Source organism: Micromonospora coxensis, assembly GCF_900090295.1.
In the GTDB taxonomy this organism is placed as follows: Bacteria; Actinomycetota; Actinomycetes; order Mycobacteriales; family Micromonosporaceae; genus Micromonospora; species Micromonospora coxensis.
The window spans coordinates 3,654,548-3,678,358 of sequence record NZ_LT607753.1 but is presented as its reverse complement, the minus strand read 5'-3'; the positions used below and the strand labels follow the sequence as shown (position 1 = coordinate 3,678,358).

The following is a 23,811-nucleotide window of genomic DNA, read 5'->3' as shown; positions in this document are numbered from 1 at the left end:
TCCGACGCTAGTAGCCGCGCCACTCCGCGCGGGCGTACTCCAGCACCCTGGGCTGCAACAACGTCGAGGCGGGCACGTCCACGCGACGCCGGTCGGCGGGGAACGCCGCCGCCGCGCGCAGCACCGCCGGGTCGAGGAAGCGCAGCGGCGGGACGTCGGCCGGTAGCGCCAACGCCGGCGCGGTCGCCCCCGGCACGGCGAGCAGGAAGCCCCAGTCACCGAAGGAGGGCACGTCCACGTGGTACGGCGTGGTGGCGAAGCCGGCCGCCCGCACCGACGCCTCGATCGACCAGTACGACCGGGGCGCGAAGTACGGCGACCCGGACTGCACCACCAGCCGCCCGCCGTCGGCGAGCACCGCCCGGGCCAGCGCGTAGAACTCGACCGTGTAGAGCTTGGCGGTGGCCGTCTCGTCCGGGTCGGGCAGGTCCGCCACCACCACGTCGAAGCGGTCCGCGGCGGTACGCAGCCAGCCGAACGCGTCGACGTTGATCACCCGGACCCGGGGGTCGGCGAAGGCGTCACCGTTGAGCCTGCGCAGCTGCGGCTCGCGGCGGGCCAACGCCACCACCGCCGGGTCCAGGTCGACCACCGTCACCCGGCGTACGTCCGGGTAGCGCAGGATCTCCCGCACGGCGAGCCCGTCACCGGCGCCGAGCACCAGCACCTCGCCGCGTGGGCCGTTCAGCGCCGGGTGCACCAGCGCCTCGTGGTAGCGGTACTCGTCGACGGAACTGAACTGGAGGTCGCCGTTGAGGTAGAGCCGCAGGTCGGTCTCGGCGTGCCCGGCCTCGCGCACCGACCGGGTCAGCACGATCTCCTGGTAGCGGGAGCGCTCGGCGTGCACCACCGGGTCCCGGTAGAGCTGCTGGCGGGTGGTCACCTCGAACTCGGCGGCGGTGACCCAGGCGTAGGACAGACAGAGGGCGACCACGACGGAGCCGGCGCCGAGCGCGATCCGCGCCCGGCGGCTCAGCTCCTTGCGGAACACCGTGCAGACCAGGGCGAGGCCGGCGACGGCGTTCACCGCGCCGACCACCAGGGCGCCCTTGAGCTGCCCGAAGACCGGGATCAGCAGGAACGGGAAGGCCAGCCCGCCGAGCAGCGCGCCGACGTAGTCGGCGGCGAACAGGTCGGCGACCGCGCTGCCGGCGGACTGCTCCCGGATACGTTGCAGCATCACCATCAGCAGCGGGATCTCCGCGCCGATCAGCAGGCCGAGCACGAACGCGGTGCCGACCAGCGCCGGGCCGTAGAGGTCCAGCCAGGCGAAGGCGGCGTAGAGGCCGAGCACCGACAACCCGCCGAGCAGGGCCAGGGTCAGCTCGATCACCGCGAACGCGGCGGCGGCCCGGGACTGCAACGGCTTCGCGACGAGCGCGCCGACGCCCATCGCGAAGACCATCACACCCAGCACGATCGACGCCTGCCCGACCGTGTCACCGATCAGGTAGCTGCCGAGCGCGACCAGCGCCAGCTCGTACACCAGGCCGCAGGCCGCGCAGACGAAGACCGCGAGCAGCACCGCCGCCCGGGCCAGCCGCCAGCGCGGGCGCGCCGCCGGTCCGGCGTCGGCCGGGACCGGCGGCACGTCGACGGTCACGCCTTCTCCGGGGTACGCGACGGCGCCGGGTCCGCCCCGGCGCGCTGCGCGGGCACGGCCTTGCGGCGCTGCCGGCGGCGCTGCACGAGGCCCACGGTGACCAGCAGCGCGGTGACCAGCAGCAGGCCACCGGCGGCGAGCAGGTAGCCCCAGCGGTCCCGCCACAGGTCGCTGCCGGGGTCGGGCAGCGGCGACGGCGCCGTGGCGGCCGGGGCCGGCGTGGTGGCCGGCTCGACGGCCCCGACCTCGACGGCCAGCAGCGGCAGCATCACCGCAGCCCGGGTGACACCCCAGCCCGGGTCGTCGATGAGGACCTTCTCGGTGATCCCGAGCCGCTCCAGGCCGTTCTCGATCCGCAGCAGTTCGGTGGAGGAGAAGTCACCGGATCCGCTCACGTCGACGTAGGCGTTGTCGTCGCTCTCGCTGCTCTGCGACGGGTAGTAGACCCGGACGCGGACCTGCACCCAGCGCGGGCAGGACGGGTTCTTCTCGACCGCGACCCCGTCACCGAGGTTGGAGCCGACGCTGACCGGGTCGCCGTAGCCGAAGTAGTCCGTCAGCTCCCAGCCGTAGCAGACGCCCTGGCTGGCCGAGGAACGCGCCAGGACCGCCACGGTGTCGTCGCGCTCCTGCGCGACCGGCGGCGGGACGTCGTCGGAGTTGTCGCTTCCGAAGACCGCGCCCCAGCTCGGGTAGAGGATCGATCCGACGCAGCAGAGGATCGTCGAGACGACGATGATGATCGTCACCGCCCGGGAGTTCTGCTTTCCCGGCGGCGTCCCGGGAGACGTGCCGGTCGCCATCAGCTGATCGCGGCGGCGATGATCGCGCCGGTGGCGAGGTGGACGACGGCGGAGACCCAGACCGCGGGGTGCGGCTCCGGGTCGACCAGGATCTCGCCGAGCCGGCCCGGGGTGGCCGCGTCGAGCAGCAGGAACGCCGCGGCCATGATGACCAGGCCGAGGAGCCCGTACGCGGACGCGCCGATCAGGCCGAGGACGAAGTCGTCCGCGCTGGCGGCGATGGCGGCGACCACGATGATGCCGACGCCGGCCAGGTTCGAGGCGAGCAGCAGGGCGGCGTTCCGGTTGCGTTCGGTCCAGATCAGCTCGTGGAGCTTGCCGGGGGTGGCGATGTCGACGAGGGCGTAGCCGACGGCCATCAGGACGACGCCGACCACGCCGTAGGCGAGCGTGACCAGCAGATCGGTGACCAGGGTCTGCACAGGGGGACTCCAGGGGTGTCGTTCGGGTCGGACTACTTGCCGCTGCCGGGGCCGCCACCGCGCACGGTGCTGCCCCGGCCCCAGCCCCAGTGGTTGCCCACGGTGGAGTGGTAGCGCGGGTAGGCGGTGCGGAGGCGTTCCAGCAGGATCACCGAGCCGGTGGCGATCGGCAGGATCACCACCGAGTCGTCGTCGTAGCGCAGGTAGACACCACTGCCGTCGACGTACTGGTCGGCCGGCTGCCAGGCGGCGGTCACGTCCTGCGCCACCTGGCTCGGCGACTTGTTCGAGGTGTACGCGATCGCGTCGCCGCCGATGTCCTGCCCGGCCGCACGGGTGTAGCGGTCCTCGACGTAGCCGCGCGGGGAGAAGCTGCCGTAGAAGATCGCGAAGGCGGCCACCAGGGCGCCGATGACCGCGAAGGCCACCCCCACCACGAACCATCTCCGGTACGTCATCGCAGTGCCACCACCGTCTCGGTCAGGACCAGCTCATTGGTCTGGGGATACGCGTGCCAGGTGCGCCAGCCCACCGACCCGTCCGGCGGGTCGGGGCGTACGGCGAGCGCGGTGACCGCGTCCGGGTCACCGGGGAAGACGCCGACCAGCGCGTACGGGTCGTCGGCCAGGTCGGCGCGGAGCGCCGCGACCCGGGCGCGCAGCTCACCGGCGGGCGGCCGGAGCACCGTGGCGGTGAACCGGTAGCCGTTGGGCTCGTCGTGCAGCGTCCCGGGCAGGTGCGGGGGCCGGCCGGGCAGGCAGGCCACCGTCTCGGTGAGGTCACCGGTCGGGGTCGGCAGGACGACCTGATGGGAGGCGCCGAGCAGCCGCAGCCGCAGCCGTACGCCGCCCGGCAGGTCCAGGTCGCGGACGGCCAGCGCGGGCAGTTCGGGTCCGCCGAGCGCCAGCCCGAGGTCGGCGGCGCTGGTGTCGACGTACGGGGTGTCGATGCTGACCAGCACCTCAGCTCACCTGCTCCGGGCCGCCCTGCGGGTAGACCATCACCTCGGAGCGGTGCAGCCGCTCGCCCCGGGCGACCTCCCAGCCCGCCTCCCCGTACGCCTCGAAGGCGAGCCGGGCGCCGCCCTGGGCCCGGTAGTCGTGGTAGCGGACCGTGCCGCTGGGGTCGAGGCCGGTGCTGCCGGTGGCCGAGTACCGGGCCTGCCCGGACTCCTCCCAGGCGTAGCGGCGGCCGGCGAAGTCGAGGGTGGGCGCGCCGGGGGTGACGGTGGCGCCCGGCTCGGCTTCCCAGAGCACCAGCTCCAGATCCGGGTCCTCCTCCACGGAGAGCCAGCGCTTCGCGCCGTCGACCGTGTCGAGCAGGTGCTCGGCCCAGCTCCACGCCCCTTCGACCAGGTGCACCGAGCCGCGGACCGCGTACGACACCTGGCGGATCTCGACGATGTCGCCGGGCTTCAGCTTCCGTGGGTCACCGCGCAGCGCGTCGGCGTCGGTGTCCCGGAACGGGTCACCCGGCCCCGCCTGCTTCGGCCGCCTGCGCGCCCGACCGAGGGCGACCACGGCCACCACCACCCCCGCGACCCCGACCAGACACCCCACCACCGTCACCAGCCACGCCACCGACCCGTCCACCGCGACCGCCTCCCCACGTGCGTCGGCGGAGACGGTAACAACCGCGCGCACCTGGGGAAACCGGTGCACAGTTGAGTGAGGGGTCAGTTACGGGGGGTCTCCGGATCCGGGGCCGCGACCGTCTCCGCCGAGGCGTCGGCGGGAGCTTCGGCCGGGGTCACGGCGGGTGCCCCGGCCGGAGTCACGGCGGTCGGGGGGTGCGGTGGCGCGCCGTGCGCCCGGGGGTCGGGGCAGATCATGTAGCCGGGCGGCAGCATGAAGGTGGCCGGCGCGGGTGGGCCCACCGGACGGCCGACCTCGGCGGTCGACGGCACGTACCAGTGCCGGGCCGCCGGCAGCGCCAGCAGCACCACCACCGCCAGCGTCAACGCGACGACCAGCGCCCAGCCGCCGGCGCCGAGGCCGAAGAGGAGGTCCTCGCGCAGGACGCCGCCGTCGTCGTCATAGAGGGCCCGGAGGAACTTCGACTCCTCCGGCGGGTACGGGCCGTCCAGTTCCGGGTCCCACTCCTCGGGTTCGCCGAGGGCGAAGAGGAACGGGATCATCAGCACGCCGGTGCAGCCCTGGCCGAAGAGGAGCAGCAGTTGGAAGCCACCGGCCACGAAGACCAGGATCCGGGCGATGTTGCTGCCCCGGCGCAGGCCCACGGCGGTGCCGCCGAGCCAGCCGGCGAGGAACAACGCGGGCAGGCCCACCAGCGCGGTCATCACGATGTTTCCGAAGCGCTCGCTGTCCACCTCGGTCGGGTCGGCGTCCGGCACGGCGCGCGCCACCCGGTCGATCCGGGCGTTCCAGTCGAACGCCTGCCAGACCACGAACCCGATCAGGGCGAGGAGCACGACGACGGCGGCGACCTGCAACCAGAAGGCGACGGTGACCGGGGTGGGACGGGGCGGGCGTGCCGGGGCGGCGGCAGGCGGTGTCATGCGGGCAAGCTACGGGTGGATCTTCCCGCGCGCAGCCCCGGCCGGCTCGACCGAACGGCTACAGTCCGGCGAGCCGGTCGGCCGCGTACTCGCGCAGGTTCGCGCTGCCCATCACGCAGCCGCTGAAGGTGGTGAACTCGCCGGGGTCCTCGCGCAGCCGCGACCAGGCGTCCCGGGCCGCCGCCGGGTCGAGGCGTTCCAGCAGCGTCGCCGCGTACGCCTTGCCGGCGGGCGAGCCGCGCCGCAGCAGCCGGTCGACCTCCTCGCGGACCGCCTCGGGCCGTTCGGCGAGCGCCGCCTCGACCCGCCGGTACGCCTCCGTCACGGGCAGCAGCGTCCCCGCGATCCCGACCCCGCCGAAGGCCACCGTGTCCGCCCCGGCCAGTTCCTCGACGGCCGCGTCCCACTCCGGGTCGCCGCTCTTCTTCTTCCCCATCCCGAACATGCCCCCATCCTTTCCCCGCCCCACCCGCTCCCACCCACCCGCGCCGGGCCGGCCCTGCCCGAGGGGGCGGGGCCGGCCCGGGGTGGGTCAGGCGGAGGTGACGGTGAGGGCGTCCTTGGCGTCGGCCAGGTCGACCTTCACCGTGTCGCCGTCGCGGATCCGACCGGCCAGGAGGGCCTTGGCGAGCTGGTCGCCGATGGCCGACTGGACCAGTCGACGCAGCGGGCGGGCGCCGTAGATCGGGTCGTAGCCGTGCTCGGCGAGCCACCCCCGGGCGGCCTCGGTGATCTCCAGGCCGAGCCGGCGGTCCGCCAGCCGCTTCCGCATCCGGTCGAGCTGGATGTCGACGATGGCGCGCAGGTCGTCACCGCGCAGCGCGGCGAAGACCACGATGTCGTCGAGACGGTTGAGGAACTCCGGCTTGAAGTGCGACCGGACCACCGCGAGGACGCCCTCCCGGCGCTGTTCCTCGGCCAGCGTCAGGTCGCTGATCACCGACGACCCGAGGTTCGAGGTGAGGATCAGGATCGCGTTGCGGAAGTCCACCGTGCGGCCCTGGCCGTCGGTGAGCCGGCCGTCGTCGAGCACCTGGAGCAGGATGTCGAAGACGTCCGGGTGGGCCTTCTCCACCTCGTCCAGCAGGATCACCGAGTACGGCCGGCGGCGCACCGCCTCGGTGAGCTGCCCGCCCTCCTCGTACCCGACGTACCCGGGCGGGGCGCCGACCAGGCGGGCGACGGAGTGCTTCTCGCCGTACTCGCTCATGTCGATGCGGACCATCGCCCGCTCGTCGTCGAAGAGGAACTCGGCGAGGGCCTTGGCCAGCTCGGTCTTGCCCACACCGGTCGGGCCGAGGAAGAGGAAGCTGCCGGTCGGGCGGTCCGGGTCGGCGACGCCGGCCCGGGCCCGGCGGACCGCGTCGGAGACCGCGCCGACCGCCTCGGCCTGCCCGACCACGCGGGCCCGCAGCGACTCCTCCATCCGGAGCAGCTTGGCCGTCTCGCCCTCCAGCAGCCGGCCGGCCGGGATGCCGGTCCAGGAGGCGACCACGGCGGCGATGTCGTCCGCGCCGACCTCCTCCTTGAGCATGGCGCCGTCGGCCTGGAGCCGGGCCAGCTCCTCCTCGGCCCGCTTCAGCTCGGCGTTGAGGGCGGGGATCCGGCCGTAGCGCAGCTCGGCGGCGCGCTCCAGCTCACCGTCGCGCTCGGCCCGTTCGGCCTCGCCGCCGAGCCGCTCCAGCTCCTCCTTGGCGGTGGAGAGCTTGGTGATGTGGCTCTTCTCCAGCTGCCAGCGCTCGGAGAGGGCGGTGAGCTGCTCACGCTTGTCGGCCAGCTCCTTGCGCAGCCGTTCGAGGCGCTCGGCGGAGGCGGCGTCCGGCTCCTTGGCCAGCGCCATCTCCTCGATCTCCAGCCGGCGTACCGCCCGCTCGATCTCGTCCACCTCGACCGGACGGGAGTCGATCTCCATCCGGAGCCGGGAGGCGGACTCGTCGACCAGGTCGATCGCCTTGTCCGGCAGGAACCGGTCGGTGATGTAGCGGTCGGAGAGGCCGGCGGCGGCGACCAGGGCGGCGTCGGTGATCCGTACGCCGTGGTGCACCTCGTAGCGCTCCTTCAGGCCGCGCAGGATGCCGATGGTGTCCTCGATGGTCGGCTCGCCGACCAGCACCGGCTGGAAGCGGCGCTCCAGCGCCGGGTCCTTCTCGATGTGCTCGCGGTACTCGTCGAGGGTGGTCGCGCCGACCATCCGCAGCTCGCCCCGGGCCAGCATCGGCTTGAGCATGTTGCCGGCGTCCATCGAACCCTCGCCCTTGCCGGCGCCGACGACGGTGTGCAGCTCGTCGAGGAAGGTGATGACCTGCCCGTTGGAGTTCTTGATCTCCTCCAGGACGGACTTCAGCCGCTCCTCGAACTGGCCCCGGTACTGGGCGCCGGCGACCATCGCGCCGAGGTCGAGCGAGACCAGCTTCTTGTCCCGCAGCGACTCGGGCACGTCACCGGCGACGATCCGCTGGGCCAGGCCCTCGACGATGGCGGTCTTGCCGACGCCGGGCTCGCCGATCAGCACCGGGTTGTTCTTGGTACGCCGGGACAGCACCTGGATCACCCGGCGGATCTCCGAGTCCCGGCCGATCACCGGGTCGATCTTGCCGTCGCGGGCGCTGGCGGTCAGGTCCACGCCGTACTTGGCCAGGGCCTGGTAGGTCTGCTCCGGGTCGGCGGTGGTGACCCGCCGGTCCCCGCCCCGGACGGTGGGGAAGGCGGCGACCAGATTCTCCTCGGTGGCTCCGGCGGTCCTCAGCGCGCCGGCGACGGCGCCGCCGACCCGGGCCAGCCCGGCGAGCAGGTGCTCGGTGGAGGTGTACTCGTCGCCCAGCGGCCGGGCGATCTGCTCGGCGGCGCCGATGGCGTTGACGAACTCGCGGGCCAGCGTGGGCTCGGCGATGCTGGAGCCACGGGCGGCGGGCAGCGCGTCGACCGCACGCTGGGCGACCCGGCGCAGCTCGGTGGGGTCGGCGCCGACGGCACGCAGCAGCCCGGCGGCGGTGGAACCCTCGGTGTCCAGCAGGGCCAGCAGCAGGTGCCAGGGCTCGACGGTGGCGTGGCCGCGCTGGTTGGCCAGGGCGACGGCGCCGGTGATGGTCTCGCGGCTCTTGGTGGTGAGGCGTTCGGTGTTCATGGGCTCCCCCGGATCGGCGTGTCCATCAGTAGCGACACAACCAGAGTTGAGCGTATTCCGCTCAACTCTAGCGGTGTGAGCCAGCTCACTCTCCGGAGACGAGCACCCGGATCCACCGCCGGTCGGTCTGGTACCCGACGCCGAGCAGCACCTCGCCGGGCCCGCCGGTCGCGGCCAGTGTGCTGTCGGCCAGCACCCGCAGGTGGTGCTCGGGTCCGATCGGCCAGGGCAGGTCGGCGTAGCCGTCACCCACCACGCCCGCCCCGCGCGAGCCGGTCACCGCGAGCAGCCCGCCGCCGATCGGCGCGACGGAACGCAGCTCCGTCGGATGCCCGTCCACCCCCACCGGCTCCCAGCCTCCCCGCAGCCGCCACAACCCCGGCCAGCCCGTCCGGTCCGGCCGCTCGCCGACCAGCCACGCCGTGCCGTCCGGCTCGACCAGCGCCCGTACCGGGCCCACCTCGCCGTCGGGCGCGGGCACCGGAGTGGACAGCCAGCGCCGCCCCCGGTCGAACGACACCGCCGCGTACGGCTTCCCGTCGACCGCCCCGGCGGCCACCACCAGCAGGCCGTCACTGCCGTCGACGGTGTTCAACCCGGGCACGGACGGCTGCGCGGCCAGCGGGCGCAGTCGCCGCCCGTCCCACTCGGCCACCTTCCCGGTGGCCTCGTCGACCTGGAACCGGCCCTGCGCGGCCGTCCACGCCGCCGGCACCCCGGCGGAACGGGAGAACCGCGCGCCGCCGTCGGTCGAGGTGTACCAGCCGTGCGGCTCGGCCCAGAGCACCAGCAGCCCCCGGGCGGCGTAGAGCTGCTGGCCCTCCGCCACCGGCCGGGGGTGCCGCAGCGACCGCCAGGACCAGCCACCGTCGACGGTGCCGAAGAGCAGCGCCGGACAGTTCCGCCCCGGTGGGCCGCCGTCGCAGGTGGCGAAGAGGGCCCAGCCGTGGTCGGCGTCGACGAACTCCAGGTACGGCGGGTCGTACCGCGCGGGCACGGCGACCCGGACGGGGCGCACCTCGGCGGGGGGCTGCGCCGACGGCGGCGGCGCGGGCGCGACCGACCCGGGTGGCGCGGACGTCCGGGCCGGCGGGTCCCGCCGGACGTCACCCACCACCGAGCAGGCCACCAGCGCCGGTACGAGCAGCAGGCCGACCAGCGGGCGGATCGGACGACCGATCATGGACGCCTCCTTGAGGGAGTAGCCTTCCCCGGGTGCGAGTACGTGTCGAACAGACTGCCCTACCGGGGATCGGCGTACGTCATGATCTGATGACGGAATCCGGCCGCCGCCTCGGCGTGGTCTCCCACCGCAATGGCCGCCGTGACCTCGTCCTGTACGACCCGGACGATCCCGATTCCTGCCAGCACGACATCCCGCTGACCGACGACGAGGCGGAGGCGCTCGCCGACATCCTCGGCGCGTCGCTGATGCTCGGCCAGCTCTCCGGTCTGCGCGAGCAGGCCGCCGGGCTGCTCACCGAGCAGATCGCCATCCCGGCAGGGTCGAAGTACGTCAACAAGCGGCTCGGCGACACCCACGCGCGTACCCGCACCGGCGCCTCGATCGTGGCGGTGCTCCGTCAGGGCGAGGTGAACGTCTCCCCGGATCCCACCTTCCGCTTCGCGGCCGGTGACGTGGTGGTCGTGGTCGGCACCCGCCAGGGGCTCGACGGCGTCACCGCGATCCTCGCCGACAGCGACCCGGACGGCTGAGGCGCGGATGCACGAAACCACGACACTGCTCGTCGAGGTCGGCGCGCTCCTCTTCCTGCTCGGTCTGCTCGGTCGGCTCAGCCGCCGCTTCGGCGTCTCCCCGATCCCCCTCTACCTGATCGCCGGCCTCGCCTTCGGCCACGGCGGCGTGCTCGAACTCGCCGCCAGCGAGGAGTTCTTCGCCGTCGGCGCCGAGATCGGCGTCATCCTGCTGCTGGTCATGCTCGGCCTGGAGTACAGCGCCAACGAACTCGTCGGCAATCTCCGCTCCGCCGCCCCCGCCGGGCTGATCGACGCGCTGCTCAACGCCCTGCCCGGCTTCGCGTTCGCGCTGCTGCTCGGCTGGGGCTGGGTGGCCGCCGTGGTGCTCGGCGGCATCACCTGGATCTCGTCCTCCGGGGTGATCGCCAAGGTCCTCAACGACCTGGGCCGGGTCGGTAACCGGGAGACCCCGGTGATCCTCTCCGTCCTGGTCATCGAGGACCTGGCCATGGCGCTCTACCTGCCGCTGGTCACCGCCCTGCTGGCCGGCGTCGGGCTGGTCAAGGGCGGCATCAGCCTGGCCGTCGCGGTGCTCACCGTGGCCGTGGTGCTGGTCGTCGCCATCCGGTACGGCAACGTCATCTCCACGGCGATGTCGGCGAAGGATCCGGAGGCGCTGCTGCTCGGCGTGCTCGGCCTGACCCTGCTGGTCGCCGGCGTCGCGGCCAAGCTCCAGGTCTCCGCCGCGGTCGGTGCGTTCCTGGTCGGCATCGCGCTCTCCGGGCCGGTCGCGCACCACGCGACGGAGCTGCTCTCCCCGCTGCGGGACCTCTTCGCGGCGGTGTTCTTCGTCTTCTTCGGCCTGGTCACCGACCCCCGGGACATGCCTCCGGTGCTGCTGCCGGCGCTGGCCCTGGCGGTGGTCACCATGGGCACCAAGCTGCTCACCGGCTACCTGGCGGCCCGGCGGGTCGGCATCGCCGAGCCCGGTCGCTGGCGGGCCGGCTTCGCGTTGATGCCACGCGGTGAGTTCTCCATCGTCATCGCCGGCCTCGCGGTGGCCGCCGGCACCGTCGAGCCCCGGCTCGCGGCGCTCGCCACGGCGTACGTGCTGATCACGGTGGTGACCGGGCCGATGCTGGCCCGGCTGCCCGACATGGCCTGGTTCAAGGCCTGGCTGCGGCGGCGGGCGGTCGTGCGCCGCCCGGAGCCGGTCACCGCGACGGACTGAGTCCACCCGGCCGGGTCGCCCGTACGGGTGACCCGGCCGGTCCGGCCGTTGCCGAATTGGTCCCGACCGCCTCTTCCGTCGGCCCGCTGCCTGCGGCTACCGTTTCGCCCCAGCAAGCCAGGGGTCCCGCGGGTGGCCGGAACGCCCCGCGGGCGAGCGGAAGGTTGGCCGGTGAACGCGCAGGATTCGACGTTCCACGGCTTCGCCAACCCCGTCGACCCGTCGGCGGCGGAGTTGCGGGCCTGGGCGTACCACCCCGACTCGGTGCCGCTGTCGTCGATGCCGCCGGACTGGGACCTGCTCGTCGCCGGGGACCACCTGGTGCTCACCCTCTTCGACCTGGCCATGGACCCGGGCTGCCCGGCCCGCCGGTTCGCCCTGCACTGCCTCTACATCTACGCGGCGGACGGGATCCGGACGAACTTCCGGGCCCACCCGAAGCGCCGCTTCCGCAAGCTGGTCGAGCAGGCCGAGCGGGAGGGCGACGAGCTGATGCGCAACTGGGCGCACAACAGCCGGGTGCTGCTCGCCCGGCAGGACCTCTTCGTGTACCGCGACTGGTGCGAGGGTGGCCTGGTCCGGGAGAACCGCCGGATCGGCTGACCCGCTGCCGATCAGCGCGTTCTGCTGACCCGCCGCCGGTCAGCGCGACGCGATGCCGCGTACGGCGACGTCGACCGCGCGGCGCAGGTGCCCGAGGACCGGTTCGGGGTCCCCGGTGAGCAGTTGCTCCGCATGCTCCGGTGACTCCGCCAGCGAGAGCAGGGTGTTCACCACCGCGCCGACGAGCGCCCCCACCACGGCGGCGGCCTCGACCCGGTCCAGCCGGTCCGGGAAGGCCGCGTGCAGCCGGTCGGCCAACCGCCGCTGGGCGGAGAGCAGCCGTCGCAGCGCCATCCCCTGCACCGACGGCACCGAGAAGACCATGCGGATCCGCACCGGGACCGCACGGTCGAAGACCTGACCGAACCGCTCGGCCCGGTCGAGGATGACGGTGATCGCGCGGACCAGCACGTCCACCGGCTCGTCGCCGGGCCGCCGTTCGTCGATGACGGCGAAGGCCAGCGCCAGTCGCTCCTCGGTGTCGGCGAAGAGGATCTCCTCCTTGCTCGGGAAGTAGCTGAAGAAGGTCCGGGTGGAGACGTCCGCTCCGGCCGCGATGTCGGCGACGGTCGTGGCGTCGTACCCGCGCTGCGCGAACAGCTCCAGGGCGGCGGAGATCAACGCCTGGCGGGTGCGCTCCTTCTTGCGCTCCCGCAGGCCCGGGCCGGTCGTCATCCCGACAGGTTACTGCACCGGCTGCCTAACTGCACTCGTTGCAAAAATGCAGTCAGTGTGTTTTTCTGCTCCCATGGAACGGACCCTCGATCGGCTCGGCCGCGCCACCGCCGGCCACCCCTGGCGCACCCTCGGCCTCTGGCTGCTGGCGGCCGTCGCCCTGATCGCCGTCGGACCGGCGGTGGGCGGCGGCTTCGTCAACGACTTCCGGATCCCCGGAGCGGAGTCCCAACGCGCCGCCGACCTGGCCCGCGACGCCTTCCCCGAGTACGGCGCGGCCAGCGCCGAAGTGGTCTGGCACAGCCCCGACGGGGACCTGCGCACCCCCGAGCGGCAGGCCGCGATCACGGCGATGACGGCGGCGATCCGCCGCCAGCCCGGCGTCACCGCCGTCGAGGACCCGCTCGCGGGCCGGGGGGTGGTCGCACCGGACGGCCGCACCGCCGTCGGGACCGTCCGCTACGGCGAGGAACTCGGCGACCTCGGGCCCGAGGCGTACCACCGGCTCGACGCGGCCGCCGGCCAGGTACGCGCACACGGCGTCGAGGTCACCTTCCGTGGCCTCGTCGTCGACTTGGCCTTCGAGCCGGAGACCGGGCCGGCGGAGGCGGTCGGGCTCGGCGTCGCCCTGCTGGTGCTGCTCGTGGCGTTCGGCTCGGCGGTGGCGGCCGGGCTGCCGATCCTGGTGGCGCTCGCCGGGCTGGTGGTCGGCACCGGCCTGATGCTGATCGCCGCCGCGACCACGGAGATCCCCACCGCCGCGCCGATCGTGGCGGTGATGCTCGGGCTCGGCGCCGGCATCGACTACGCGCTCTTCGTGGTCACCCGGTTCCGCGCCGCCCTCGCCGAGGGGCTGCCCACGGTGGCCGCCGCCGGCCGGGCCGTCGCCACCGCCGGGCACGCCGTCCTCTTCGCGGGCGCGACCGTCGTGGTCGCCATCCTCGGGCTGGTGTTCACCGGCATCCCGTTCGTCGGCGCGCTGGGCGTGGCCGCCGCGCTGACGGTCGCCGCGATGATGGTCGCCGCCCTCACCCTCCTACCCGCCCTCCTCGGCCTGCTCGGCCCCCGCGTCAACCTCGGCCGCCTCCCCCGCCGCCGCAACCCGCCGCCTGGGGCGGCGGAGACGTCGACGTCGCCATCCGCGAGGGCCGGGACGGCGTCGGCAGCGTCGGTGTCGGCGGGGGCAGCGTCGGTGTCGGCGGGGGCAGCGTCGGTGATCAAGAGGTTCGGGTCCGGAAACGGGCCGGATGTGGACCCAAACCTCTTGATCGACACAGATGGAAGCGGGGCCGGGAGGCCGGGCGGGGCCGGGCAGCCGGGCGGGGGCGTGAGTGGGGAGCGGGGGCGGCCGGGGTGGTGGGTGCGGTGGGGGTGGCACCTGGACCGGAGACGGGTCGCGTACGGGGTGGGTGCCACGGTGGTGCTGCTGGGGCTCGCCGCCCCGCTGCTCACCCTGCGACTGGGCACCCCGGACGACGGCAACCAGCCGGAGAGCTGGCCGCAGCGGCAGGCGTACGACACCGTGCGGCGGGAACTGGGGCCGGGCTGGAACGCGCCGCTCGTCCTGGCGGTGCACCGGCCCGCCGGCACACCGACCGACGGCTCCCTCGCCCGACTGGCCGACGCGCTCACCGCCGATCCCGAGGTGGCACTGGCCACCCCGCCGGTACGCAGCCCGGACGGCACCCTGGCGCTGCTCACCGTGGTGCCCCGGCACGCGCCGCAGGACCAGCAGGTCGCCGATCTGGTGCACCGGATCCGCCGTACCGTCGGACCCTCGGCGCTGGGCCCCGACGGCGCGCGGGTGGCGGTCGGCGGCCAGACGGCGTACATGATCGACATGGCCGACGCGGTCGCCCGCCGGCTGCCCTGGGTGGTGCTCGGCGTGGTGGTGGCCGGCGGCCTGCTGCTGGTGGCGATGTTCCGGGCGCCGCTGATCGCGGTGAAGGCCGCGCTGATGGCGCTGCTCTCCATCGGCGCCGCGTACGGCGTGCTGGTCGCGGTCTTCCAGTGGGGTTGGGGGTTGTCCCTGCTCGGGGTGGATCAACCGGTGCCGATCATGTCGGTGGTGCCGATGCTGCTCTTCGCGATCCTCTTCGGGCTCTCCATGGACTACGAGGTGTTCCTGCTCTCCTCGGTGCAGGAGGAGTACCGGCGCACCGGGGACCCGCACCGGGCGGTGGTGGCCGGCCTGGCCGGGACGGGCCGGGTGATCACGGCGGCGGCGACCATCATGGCGGTGGTCTTCGTCAGCTTCGCCGCCATCGACGACACCCTGGTCAAGATGATCGGGATCGGGCTGGCCACGGCGGTGCTGGTGGACGCGACGGTGATCCGGGTGGTGCTGGCGCCGGCGGTGCTGGGCATGCTCGGCCACCGCGCCTGGTGGCCGTCCGTCCACGAGCCGGCCGCCGACGCGCGCCCCACCCCGACCCGCACGAGCTGAGACGACCCCGCAACGGCGACACCGGCGTCTCGGCCCGCGCCGGACGGCGAACGGGCCGGGACCCCCCGTGGGTCCCGGCCCGCACGTCGGCGGATCGTCAGCGTGCCGATCCACCCTGATTGCGGCGTCTCGCCTCGGCGCGCCCCTGGTCGACGCCGTGGTCGACCTGATCGGCGAACCTGCCGTTCTTGATCTCGTCAGTGAAGCGGCCCTCGGTGATCCGGTCGAACCTCTCCCGGACGTTCTTCGCCACCTTGTCGAGCCGGTCCTCTGCCTGCTGGGCAACCTTCTTCGCCGATTCCGCCATGGCTCCCCCTGCCATCGGAGTCCGGATTGAGTCGGTTGGACCTGATTCACAGGCTAGCGAAGCCTCTGCCGCCCTCGCGGGCAAACCGGCAACACCGCGCTGAGTGGAACGCCATGTACGTCAAACGCCCATGATCACGTCCATGGTGTTCCACCGACGACCCGCCGGCCCGCGGCGCTGGTCGCTACGCCGCAGGCATCGGACGGGGCGTGGACGTGGTCGCGCCCGGCCGCGCGGAAGGCGGCCGGGCGCGACGGGGCGTGTTCAGCGCTCGGTGCGGCGGGGCCGCCACACCACGAGCGCGGTGGAGGTGCGGTTGGTGGGCACCAGGTCCCGACCGGGGAAGGCGGCCATCGCCTCCAGTTCGGCGATGCGCCGGTACGCGGCGTCCAGCTCCGCCTCCAGCCGGGCCACCCGCTGCTGCGCCTGCTCCAGCAGTCGCTCCAGCCCGATGATCCGCTTGACCCCGGCGAGGTTGACGCCCTCGTCCTGGCTGAGCCGCTGCACCTCGCGCAGCAGCACCACGTCGCGCACGCTGTAGCGCCGCCCACCGCCGGCCGCCCGGCCGGCCTGCACCAGCCCCAGTCGGTCGTACTGGCGCAGGGTCTGCGGGTGCATGCCCGCCATCCGCGCCGCGACCGAGATCATCAGCACCTTGGCCTCGTAGGCAGGGTCATCCGAACCGACGTATCCGCCCGACATCCCGCTCACCTCCGCACCCGATCCACCGGTCAACCGACCCGACGCACCCGCGCGTCGAGATGTTCCCGAGCCGCCGGCGGCGTCCGCGCCGCGAACGACTCCAGCGCCGACCGGGCCTCGTCCGACACCGTCGCCGGCACCACCACGTCGAGCGTGACCAGCAGGTCGCCGGCCTGCCCGTCCTTGCGCACCACACCCTTGCCGCGGGCCCGCAGCACCCGGCCGGACGGCGTGCCCGGCGGCACCCGCAGGGTCACCGCGCCGTCGAGCGTGGGTACCCGCAGGTCGGTGCCGAGCACCGCCTCGGCGAAGGTGATCGGGACGGCCAGGGTGAGATCGTCCCCGGTACGCCCGAACAGCTCGTCCGGGCGGACCTTCACCTGTACGAACAGGTCACCCGCCGGCCCGCCGCGCTCGCCCGGCTCACCGCGCCCGGCCAACCGGATCCGCTGACCGTCGGCCACCCCGGCGGGGAAGCGCACGTTCAGCGTCCGGGTCTTGGTCACCCCGCCGGTGCCCTGGCACTCCGGGCACTTCTCCTCCACGACGGTGCCCACGCCCTGGCAGTTGCGGCACGGCTCGGAGAAGCTGAACGACCCCTGGTTGCGGTTGGTCACCCCGGCGCCGTGGCAGACCGGGCACGCCTTCGGCTGGGTGCCGGGCTTCGCGCCGTTGCCGTGGCAGGTGTCGCAGACCCCGGGCGCGCGCAGCGACAGCGGGAGGGTCACCCCGCGTACCGCGTCGTCGAAGTCGAGCGCCACCTCGGCCTCGACGTCCCGACCGCGCGCCGGGCCCCGGGCCCGGGCCGGTCCACCGGCCCCGCCACCGGAGAAGATCGTGCTGAACAGGTCGGTGAAGCCGCCCCCGCCGAACCGGGTGTCGCCGCCGCCGGCCGCGCCGCCGAACAGGTCGGAGACGTCGAACGGCACCCCGCCGCCGGGCTGCCCGCCCCGGGCGCCGCGCCGGAACGCGCCCGAGCCGAAGAGCGACCGCATCTCGTCGTACTCGCGGCGCTTGGCCTCGTCGCCGAGCACCGCGTACGCCTCGGAGACGGCCTTGAACCGCTCCTCGGCCTTCGGGTCACCGGGGTTGTGGTCCGGGTGGGACTCCCGGGCCAACTTCCGGTACGCCTTCTTGATCTCGTCCGAGGAGGCGGACTTCTGCACGCCGAGCGCGGCGTAGTAGTCCTTCTCGATCCAGTCCTTGGAACTCACCGGTCCACCCCCTTCGCGATGTGGCCCGGTCGCCCCACCCGCCCGGTCGGGGCAGGCGGGGCGACCGGATGGTCGTGCACTATTCCGGGTCGGCGACCGCGACCAGCGCGGGCCGCAGCAGCCGCTCCCCGAGCAGGTAGCCCCGGCGCATCACCTGGACGCAGGTCGGCGCGTCCACGTCGGCCGAGGTCTGGTGCGCGACCGCCTCGTGCCGGGTCGGGTCGAACGGGTCGCCCTGCTCCCCGAAGGGAGTGAGCCCGAACTTGCCCAGCGCCGTGGTGAGCTGCTCGGCCACGGTGCCGAACGGCCCGACCAGGTCACCGTGCTCGCGGGCCCGGTCCAGGTCGTCCAGGATCGGCAGCAGCGCGGCGAGCACCGAGCCGGTGGCCTGCTCCTGGACCAGGGCGCGGTCGCGGTCCACCCGCTTGCGGTAGTTGGCGTACTCCGCCGACACCCGCTGCACGTCCCGGGTCCGCTCGTCGAGTTCGGCCCGGAGGGCCTCCAGCTCGGCGCCGAGCGGCGCGGCCGGCGCGGCGGCCTCCTCGACCGGCTGTGCCGGCGCGTCCACCACCGGCGGTCCGGAGACCGAGGTCGCCTCGACCTCGATCTCGTCGACCACGACCTCGCCCTCCTCGACCAGACCCTCGGCCGGGGCGTCCGCCCCGGCGTCGGCCGCGGCGGGCGTCTCCTCGGTCTTGCCGATCTTGCGGTTGTTGCGGATGACGACCCGCGGCCCGTCGCCGTTGGCCTGCTCGGCGGGCGCGGAGCCACCCGGCGTCGACCCGGTGGAGGCCGGGTCGGCGGCTCGTGGCTTCTCCGTCATGCGACTACCTCGATCCCTCAGCCGTGGTTCCGTGTCCGGGGAGCGTCACTTCTTGTCCTCGTCCACGATCTCCGCGTCGACCACGTCGTCCGCGCCGCCGGCCTGCGGGCCGCCGGCAGCGCCCGCGCCCGCACCGGGGCCGGCCGCGCCGGGCTGCTCGCCCTGCTCGCCCTGCTGCGAGTAGAGCAGCGAACCGGCCTGCTGGGAGACCTGGGCCAGCCGCTCGTGGGCCGACTTGATCTTCTCGATGTCCTGGCCGCCGAGCGCGCCGCGCAGCTCGCCGAGGGCCTCGTTGATCTGGTCGCGGTTCTCGGTGGGCAGCTTGTCGCCGCTCTCGGCGAGGAACTTCTCGGTCTGCCACTGCAGCGCCTCGGCCAGGTTGCGGGTCTCCGCCTCCTCGCGCCGACGCTTGTCGTCGTCGGCGTGCTCCTCGGCGTCCCGGCGCATCCGCTCGATGTCGTCCTTCGGCAGCGAGGAGCCGCCGGTGATCGTCATCTTCTGCTCCTTGCCGGTGCCCAGGTCCTTCGCGTGCACGTTCACGATGCCGTTGGCGTCGATGTCGAACGTGACCTCGATCTGCGGGACGCCGCGCGGCGCCGGCGGGAGGCCGGTCAGCTCGAAGGTGCCGAGCTTCTTGTTGTAGGCGGCGATCTCGCGCTCACCCTGGAAGACCTGGATCAGCACCGACGGCTGGTTGTCGTCGGCCGTGGTGAAGACCTCGGACCGCTTGGTCGGGATGGTGGTGTTGCGCTCGATCAGCTTGGTGAAGATGCCGCCCTTGGTCTCGATGCCCAGGCTCAGCGGGGTCACGTCGAGCAGCAGGACGTCCTTGACCTCGCCCTTGAGCACGCCGGCCTGCAGGGCCGCGCCGACGGCGACGACCTCGTCCGGGTTGACGCCCTTGTTGGGGTCGCGGCCGGTGAGTTGCTTGACCAGGTCGGTCACGGCCGGCATCCGGGTCGAGCCGCCGACCAGGATCACGTGGTCGACGTCGGAGACCTTGATCCCGGCGTCCTTCACGGCCTGCTCGAACGGGCCCTTGCAGCGGTCCAGCAGGTCCTGCGTCATCCGCTGGAACTCGGCGCGGCTGAGCGTCACGTCCAGGTGCAGCGGGCCGGCCGCGCCGGCGGTGATGTACGGCAGGTTGATGTTGGTGGTGGTGGCGGCGGACAGCTCGATCTTGGCCTTCTCGGCGGCCTCGCGGAGCCGCTGCAGGGCCATCTTGTCCTGGGCCAGGTCGATGCCGTGCTCGCCACGGAAGGTCTTCACCAGGTGGTCGATGATGCGCTGGTCCCAGTCGTCGCCACCGAGGTGGTTGTCACCCGAGGTGGACTTGACCTCGATGACGCCCTCGGCCAGCTCCAGCAGCGACACGTCGAAGGTGCCGCCACCGAGGTCGAAGACCAGGACGGTCTGCTCCTTGGAGCCCTTGTCCAGCCCGTACGCCAGGGCGGCGGCGGTCGGCTCGTTGACGATCCGCAGCACGTTGAAGCCGGCGATCTCACCGGCCTCCTTGGTGGCCTGGCGCTGGCCGTCGTTGAAGTACGCGGGGACGGTGATCACCGCGTCGGTGATCTGCTCGCCCAGGTACGCCTCGGCGTCCCGCTTGAGCTTCATCAGCGTGCGCGCCGAGATCTCCTGCGGGGTGTACTTCTTGCCGTCGATGTCGACGGTCCAGTTGGTGCCGATCTCCCGCTTGACCGAGCGGATCGTCCGGTCCGGGTTGGTCACCGCCTGACGCTTGGCGACCTCACCGACGAGCACCTCGCCGTTGCGGGCGAACGCGACGATCGACGGGGTCGTCCGCGAGCCCTCAGCGTTGGCGATGACGGTGGGCTCACCGCCCTCGAGAACGCTGACGCAGGAGTTCGTCGTGCCGAGGTCGATACCGACCGCACGTGCCATCTTCGCTTCCTCGCTTCGTAACGATGAGCAGGTCGGAGGGCCTGCCCGGCGGGCCGCCCGCAGCGACCGCACCACAAGTTGAGTGAACTTGACTCAATAGTGCCACGCCGCCGGGAAACCGCAAGTCGAGGTTGAGTCCCCCCGACGCAACCCGACCGTTATTACCGTCCGGTTGTCTTCCCTTGCATCGGTCGGGCACGCTTTAGCGGTGACGACGAAAGGCGATCCCGCCACCCGGTCCGGCGCGCCCACCGTCGCCGCCCGCACCGGGTCGCCGGACGCCACCGAGGACACGCCCGGCGCCACCGGGGACGGCCTGCCGGCCGCGCTGACCGGGCTGCGGGCCGCGATCGGCGCCGCCCGGTTCCCGCTCACCCTGCCCTCGGCCGAGCCGGCCCGGCGCACCGCCACCGCCCTCGCCGACCAGCTCGACGACTACCTGCTGCCCCGCCTCGCCCGGCTCGACGCGCCGCTGCTGGTGGTCGTCGGCGGCTCCACCGGCGCCGGCAAGTCGACCCTGGTCAACAGCCTGGTCAAGGCGCGGGTCAGCGCCGCCGGCGTACTCCGTCCGACCACCCGCTCCCCGGTGCTGGTCTGCAACCCCGCCGACGCCGCCTGGTTCCGCCAGGGCGAGCTGCTGCCCGGCCTCACCCGCACCACCGAACCGGCCGAGGACCCGCGCACCCTGCACCTGGTCACCGCGCCCGCGCTCCCACCCGGGCTGGCCTTCCTCGACGCCCCCGACATCGACTCGGTGGTCGACGCCAACCGGGCCCTCGCCGGGCAGCTCCTGGCCGCCGCCGACCTCTGGCTCTTCGTCACCACCGCCGCCCGGTACGCCGACGCCGTCCCCTGGGAGCTGCTGCGCAGCGCCCGGTCCCGGGGCGCCGCGATCGCCCTGGTCCTCGACCGGGTGCCGCCGGAGGCCGCCGACGAGATCGCCGCCCACCTGTCGGAGATGCTCGCCGCCCAGGAACTCGACACCGCACCGCTCTTCGTCCTCCCCGAGACCTGGGTGGACGGTCAGGGGCTGCTGCCGGAGAAGGTCACCGCGCCGCTGAGCGCCTGGTTCGCCCGGCTGGCCGCCGACGCCGAGGCCCGGGCCGCCGTGGTCCGGCAGACCCTCGACGGCGCGCTCGCCTCCCTGCACCCCACCGTCGAGGCGCTCGCCGAGGCCGCCGACGAGCAGGCCGCCGCCGCCGACGCGCTCGACGAGCGGGTCCGCGCGGCGTACCGGGGGGCGCAGCGGACCGTCGAGGAAGGACTGAAGGACGGCCGGCTGCTCCGCGGCGAGGTGCTGGCCCGCTGGCAGGAGTTCGTCGGCACCGGCGAGTTCTTCCGCACCGTCGAGGCGCGGATCGGGCGACTGCGCGACCGGCTGGTCGCCGCGGTGACCGGGCGTCCCACCACCCCCGCCGTCGAACTGCGCCACGCCATCGAGTCACAGCTGGTCACCCTGCTGCGCGGGGTCGCCTCCGAGGCGGCCGAGAGCGCGTACACCGGGTGGAAGGCGCACCCGGCCGGGGCGGCGCTGCTCGCCCCGGAGCTGGCCCACCCCTCGGACGACCTGCCCGAGCGCGCCGAGCGGCTGGTCCGCGACTGGCAGCGCGGGGTGCTGGAACTGGTCAAGGCCGAGGGGAGCGACCGGCGCTTCGTGGCCCGGACGGCCGCGTACGCGGTCAACGCCACCGGGCTCGCCGTCATGATCGCGGTCTTCGCCTCCACCGCCTTCATCCCGACCGGGCTGGAGGTGGCCACCGGGGCGGGCACCACGGTCGCCGCGCAGACCGTGCTCCAGGCGATCTTCGGCGACCAGGCCGTGCGTACCCTGGCCAACAAGGCCCGGGCCGACCTGCTCGACCGGGTCCGCGCGCTGCTGGACACCGAGGCCGCCCGCTACCTGGCGCGTACCGACGAGGCCCGCCCCGGCGCGGACGCCGGCGCCGGGCTGCGCCAGGCCGCCGGCCGGGTCGAAGTGGCCCGGCACCGCAGCGGCCTGGCCGACGGCGAGTCCGCCACCCTGCCGGCGGGGGACGGCCGGTGACCGGCATCGTCGGCCGGATGCGCGAGGCGTTCCGGGGCGATCAACGGGTGGACGCCGACACCCTGGTCGCCCGCCTCGACGCGGTACGCCGGTTCCTCGACGCGGTGGACGGGCAGGTCCCCGACTCCCGGCTGGTCGGCGCGCACACCCTGGTGGAACGGGCCGGCACCCGGCTGTCGTTGTCCCGGGACCACACCGTGGTGGCGCTCGCCGGCGCCACCGGCAGCGGCAAGTCCAGCCTGTTCAACGCGCTGGCCCGGCTGGACCTCTCCCCGGTGGGCGTGCGCCGGCCCACCACCGGCGTGGCGCACGCCTGCGTCTGGGGGCCACTGGACGGCGCGAACCGGCTGCTCGACTGGGTCGGCGTGCTGCCCCGGCACCGGTTCGTCCGGGAGAGCGCGCTGGACGGCGACGACGAGTCCACCCTGCACGGGCTGGTCCTGCTCGACCTGCCCGACTTCGACTCGGTGCAGCGGTCCCACCGGCTGGAGGTGGACCGGCTGCTCGGCCTGGTCGACCTGGTGGTCTGGGTGGTCGACCCGCAGAAGTACGCCGACCGCGTGATCCACACCAGCTACCTGCGCGAGTTCCATCGGCACAAGGACGTCACCCTGGTCGTGCTCAACCAGGCCGACCGGCTCCCCGCCAACGAGCTGCCCCGGGTCCTCGACGACCTGCGCCGGCTGCTCGACGCCGACGGGCTGGACGGCGTGCCGCTGCTGGCGACGTACGCGGTGGACCCGGCCGGCATCGTCGGGCTGCGGCAGGCGCTGGAGGGCACGGTCGCCGAACGCCAGGCCGCCCTGCGCCGGCTCTCCGGCGACGTCGACACCGTCGTCGACAGCCTGAGTGAGCTGGTCACCGCCGAGGTGCCGAAGGACGCGCCGGACGAGGCGACGGTCCGCTCGCTGGACCGGGCGCTGGCCGGCGCGGCCGGCGTGCCGGCGGTGGCCGAGGCGGTCGAGGGGGCGTACCGGCACCGGGCCGGCGGGGCGACCGGCTGGCCGCTGGTGCGCGGCTGGCGGAAGCTGCGTCCGGACCCGTTGCGCCGGCTGCACCTGCCCGGCCCGGCGGCGGACGCCGACCAGCAGGAGGAGAGCCTGGTCGCGGCGACCTCGGTGCCCGACCCGACGGCCGCCCAACGGTCCGCCCTCGGGCTGGCGATCCGGCAGGTCGCCGACCGCAGCGGCGAGGGCCTCCCCGCCCCCTGGCCGGAGGCGGTCACCACGGCCGCCCGGTCCCGCCTCGGCGACCTGCCGGACGCGTTGGACCGCGCGGTGGCCGGCACCGATCTCGGCATGGACCGCCGGCCGGTGTGGTGGCGCCTCGTCGGCGGCCTCCAGTGGCTGGTCACGCTCGCGGCGGTGGCCGGGCTCGGCTGGCTGGTGCTCGGCTACGCGCTGCGCGCGCTCGGGCTGCCCGACCTCGACAACCCGATGGTGGGCGAGGTGCCGCTGCCGACGCTGCTGCTCCTCGGCGGCCTGCTCGCCGGCCTGCTGGTCGCCGCGGCGACCCGTCCGGTGGTCCGCTGGGCGTCCCGCCGGGCCCGGCAGCGGGCCGAAAAGCGGCTGACCGGCGCGGTGGCCGCGGTCGGCGCGGAGTACGTCGTCACCCCGGTCCGGGCCGTCCTGGACCGGTACGGGCAGGCCCGGACGGCCTTGCGCGACGCCGGCCGGTGACGCCGGAGGTCGGT

General features: G+C 73.9%; 22 protein-coding genes. 6 read left to right on the top strand and 16 right to left on the bottom strand.

What is annotated here, in order from left to right:
* Window positions 1-7: 7 nt before the first annotated feature.
* The 10 genes from GA0070614_RS16670 to GA0070614_RS16625 all read right to left on the bottom strand — a co-directional run bounded on the left by GA0070614_RS16670 (window position 8) and on the right by GA0070614_RS16625 (window position 9,653).
* Complete coding sequence (locus GA0070614_RS16670) at window positions 8-1,603, bottom strand: polyamine aminopropyltransferase (RefSeq protein ID WP_231933305.1); 1,596 nt, start codon at window positions 1,601-1,603, stop codon at window positions 8-10.
* A complete protein-coding gene (locus GA0070614_RS16665; RefSeq protein ID WP_231933304.1) occupies window positions 1,600-2,406 on the bottom strand; it encodes a hypothetical protein in 807 nt (268 codons plus the stop codon). The genes GA0070614_RS16670 and GA0070614_RS16665 overlap by 4 nt, the downstream gene beginning before the upstream one ends.
* Window positions 2,406-2,828: a DUF350 domain-containing protein gene (locus GA0070614_RS16660; protein WP_088976830.1), complete on the bottom strand. Its 423-nt coding sequence runs from the start codon at window positions 2,826-2,828 to the stop codon at window positions 2,406-2,408. Before GA0070614_RS16660 ends, GA0070614_RS16665 begins: the two co-directional genes overlap by 1 nt.
* A 32-nt stretch (window positions 2,829-2,860) precedes the next feature.
* Entirely contained in the window at window positions 2,861-3,286 is a 426-nt protein-coding gene (locus GA0070614_RS16655; RefSeq protein ID WP_088976829.1) for a DUF4247 domain-containing protein, read from the bottom strand.
* Window positions 3,283-3,789, bottom strand: a complete 507-nt coding sequence (locus GA0070614_RS16650) for a DUF2617 family protein (protein ID WP_088976828.1) — start codon at window positions 3,787-3,789, stop codon at window positions 3,283-3,285. Before GA0070614_RS16650 ends, GA0070614_RS16655 begins: the two co-directional genes overlap by 4 nt.
* 1 nt (window position 3,790) lies before the next feature.
* Window positions 3,791-4,420, bottom strand: coding sequence for a DUF4178 domain-containing protein (locus GA0070614_RS16645; RefSeq protein WP_088976827.1), 630 nt, complete (start codon window positions 4,418-4,420; stop codon window positions 3,791-3,793).
* Between the two features lie 83 nt (window positions 4,421-4,503).
* Entirely contained in the window at window positions 4,504-5,346 is an 843-nt protein-coding gene (locus GA0070614_RS16640; protein ID WP_088976826.1) for a hypothetical protein, read from the bottom strand.
* Between the two features lie 58 nt (window positions 5,347-5,404).
* Entirely contained in the window at window positions 5,405-5,791 is a 387-nt protein-coding gene (locus GA0070614_RS16635) for a hypothetical protein (protein WP_088976825.1), read from the bottom strand.
* A gap of 87 nt (window positions 5,792-5,878) precedes the next feature.
* Window positions 5,879-8,470 carry an ATP-dependent chaperone ClpB gene (gene clpB / locus GA0070614_RS16630; protein WP_088976824.1) on the bottom strand — a complete coding sequence of 864 codons (2,592 nt, stop codon included), beginning with the start codon at window positions 8,468-8,470 and terminating at the stop codon, window positions 5,879-5,881.
* Window positions 8,471-8,555: 85 nt separating this feature from the next.
* On the bottom strand, window positions 8,556-9,653 hold the full coding sequence (locus tag GA0070614_RS16625) for a hypothetical protein (protein WP_088976823.1): 1,098 nt from the start codon (window positions 9,651-9,653) through the stop codon (window positions 8,556-8,558).
* Between the two features lie 32 nt (window positions 9,654-9,685).
* On the opposite strand from GA0070614_RS16625, the gene GA0070614_RS16620 reads away from it, so the two are divergent.
* From GA0070614_RS16620 to GA0070614_RS16610, 3 genes are all read left to right on the top strand, one after another.
* Window positions 9,686-10,186 (top strand): cation:proton antiporter regulatory subunit, encoded by a 501-nt coding sequence (locus tag GA0070614_RS16620; protein WP_088976822.1) that lies wholly within the window; start codon window positions 9,686-9,688, stop codon window positions 10,184-10,186.
* A 7-nt stretch (window positions 10,187-10,193) separates the two neighbouring features.
* The gene (locus GA0070614_RS16615; protein WP_088976821.1) at window positions 10,194-11,399 is read left to right on the top strand and encodes a cation:proton antiporter; all 1,206 of its coding nucleotides are present in this window, start codon (window positions 10,194-10,196) and stop codon (window positions 11,397-11,399) included.
* 171 nt (window positions 11,400-11,570) lie between these two features.
* Window positions 11,571-12,002 (top strand): hypothetical protein, encoded by a 432-nt coding sequence (locus GA0070614_RS16610; RefSeq protein ID WP_088976820.1) that lies wholly within the window; start codon window positions 11,571-11,573, stop codon window positions 12,000-12,002.
* A 39-nt stretch (window positions 12,003-12,041) separates the two neighbouring features.
* Here the strand turns inward: GA0070614_RS16610 and GA0070614_RS16605 are convergent, their stop codons facing one another.
* Window positions 12,042-12,677, bottom strand: coding sequence for a TetR/AcrR family transcriptional regulator (locus GA0070614_RS16605; protein WP_088976819.1), 636 nt, complete (start codon window positions 12,675-12,677; stop codon window positions 12,042-12,044).
* A 73-nt stretch (window positions 12,678-12,750) separates the two neighbouring features.
* Here GA0070614_RS16605 and GA0070614_RS30780 point away from each other — a divergent pair, with 73 nt between their 5' ends.
* Window positions 12,751-15,123, top strand: a complete 2,373-nt coding sequence (locus GA0070614_RS30780) for an MMPL family transporter (protein WP_197701339.1) — start codon at window positions 12,751-12,753, stop codon at window positions 15,121-15,123.
* Window positions 15,124-15,220: 97 nt separating this feature from the next.
* Here the strand turns inward: GA0070614_RS30780 and GA0070614_RS16595 are convergent, their stop codons facing one another.
* From GA0070614_RS16595 to dnaK, 5 genes are all read right to left on the bottom strand, one after another.
* Window positions 15,221-15,430 carry a hypothetical protein gene (locus GA0070614_RS16595; RefSeq protein ID WP_088976818.1) on the bottom strand — a complete coding sequence of 70 codons (210 nt, stop codon included), beginning with the start codon at window positions 15,428-15,430 and terminating at the stop codon, window positions 15,221-15,223.
* 264 nt (window positions 15,431-15,694) lie between these two features.
* A complete protein-coding gene (locus tag GA0070614_RS16590) occupies window positions 15,695-16,132 on the bottom strand; it encodes a heat shock protein transcriptional repressor HspR (RefSeq protein ID WP_088976817.1) in 438 nt (145 codons plus the stop codon).
* A 29-nt stretch (window positions 16,133-16,161) separates the two neighbouring features.
* Window positions 16,162-17,346, bottom strand: a complete 1,185-nt coding sequence (gene dnaJ / locus GA0070614_RS16585; RefSeq protein WP_088976816.1) for a molecular chaperone DnaJ — start codon at window positions 17,344-17,346, stop codon at window positions 16,162-16,164.
* Between the two features lie 79 nt (window positions 17,347-17,425).
* The gene (locus GA0070614_RS16580; protein ID WP_088976815.1) at window positions 17,426-18,169 is read right to left on the bottom strand and encodes a nucleotide exchange factor GrpE; all 744 of its coding nucleotides are present in this window, start codon (window positions 18,167-18,169) and stop codon (window positions 17,426-17,428) included.
* Window positions 18,170-18,214: 45 nt separating this feature from the next.
* Window positions 18,215-20,074, bottom strand: coding sequence for a molecular chaperone DnaK (dnaK, locus tag GA0070614_RS16575; protein ID WP_088976814.1), 1,860 nt, complete (start codon window positions 20,072-20,074; stop codon window positions 18,215-18,217).
* A 208-nt stretch (window positions 20,075-20,282) separates the two neighbouring features.
* Between dnaK and GA0070614_RS16570 the strand changes: the two genes are divergently transcribed.
* Both GA0070614_RS16570 and GA0070614_RS16565 read left to right on the top strand, forming a co-directional pair.
* Window positions 20,283-22,118, top strand: coding sequence for a GTPase domain-containing protein (locus GA0070614_RS16570; RefSeq protein WP_088976813.1), 1,836 nt, complete (start codon window positions 20,283-20,285; stop codon window positions 22,116-22,118).
* A 17-nt stretch (window positions 22,119-22,135) separates the two neighbouring features.
* Window positions 22,136-23,797 (top strand): GTPase, encoded by a 1,662-nt coding sequence (locus tag GA0070614_RS16565; RefSeq protein ID WP_088979468.1) that lies wholly within the window; start codon window positions 22,136-22,138, stop codon window positions 23,795-23,797.
* The last annotated feature ends 14 nt before the right edge of the window (window positions 23,798-23,811 follow it).

What these genes read in the sequence shown, in the direction of transcription:
- GA0070614_RS16625 (WP_088976823.1), bottom strand. Translation starts at nt 9,653, where the DNA reads ATGATCGGTCGTCCGATCCGCCCGCTGGTCGGCCTGCTGCTCGTACCG.
- dnaK (WP_088976814.1), bottom strand. Translation starts at nt 20,074, where the DNA reads ATGGCACGTGCGGTCGGTATCGACCTCGGCACGACGAACTCCTGCGTC.
- GA0070614_RS16565 (WP_088979468.1), top strand. Translation starts at nt 22,136, where the DNA reads ATGCGCGAGGCGTTCCGGGGCGATCAACGGGTGGACGCCGACACCCTG.
- GA0070614_RS16640 (WP_088976826.1), bottom strand. Translation starts at nt 5,346, where the DNA reads ATGACACCGCCTGCCGCCGCCCCGGCACGCCCGCCCCGTCCCACCCCG.
- GA0070614_RS16665 (WP_231933304.1), bottom strand. Translation starts at nt 2,406, where the DNA reads ATGGCGACCGGCACGTCTCCCGGGACGCCGCCGGGAAAGCAGAACTCC.
- GA0070614_RS16615 (WP_088976821.1), top strand. Translation starts at nt 10,194, where the DNA reads ATGCACGAAACCACGACACTGCTCGTCGAGGTCGGCGCGCTCCTCTTC.
- GA0070614_RS16595 (WP_088976818.1), bottom strand. Translation starts at nt 15,430, where the DNA reads ATGGCGGAATCGGCGAAGAAGGTTGCCCAGCAGGCAGAGGACCGGCTC.
- GA0070614_RS16655 (WP_088976829.1), bottom strand. Translation starts at nt 3,286, where the DNA reads ATGACGTACCGGAGATGGTTCGTGGTGGGGGTGGCCTTCGCGGTCATC.
- GA0070614_RS30780 (WP_197701339.1), top strand. Translation starts at nt 12,751, where the DNA reads ATGGAACGGACCCTCGATCGGCTCGGCCGCGCCACCGCCGGCCACCCC.
- clpB (WP_088976824.1), bottom strand. Translation starts at nt 8,470, where the DNA reads ATGAACACCGAACGCCTCACCACCAAGAGCCGCGAGACCATCACCGGC.
- GA0070614_RS16635 (WP_088976825.1), bottom strand. Translation starts at nt 5,791, where the DNA reads ATGTTCGGGATGGGGAAGAAGAAGAGCGGCGACCCGGAGTGGGACGCG.
- GA0070614_RS16580 (WP_088976815.1), bottom strand. Translation starts at nt 18,169, where the DNA reads ATGACGGAGAAGCCACGAGCCGCCGACCCGGCCTCCACCGGGTCGACG.
- GA0070614_RS16605 (WP_088976819.1), bottom strand. Translation starts at nt 12,677, where the DNA reads ATGACGACCGGCCCGGGCCTGCGGGAGCGCAAGAAGGAGCGCACCCGC.
- GA0070614_RS16590 (WP_088976817.1), bottom strand. Translation starts at nt 16,132, where the DNA reads ATGTCGGGCGGATACGTCGGTTCGGATGACCCTGCCTACGAGGCCAAG.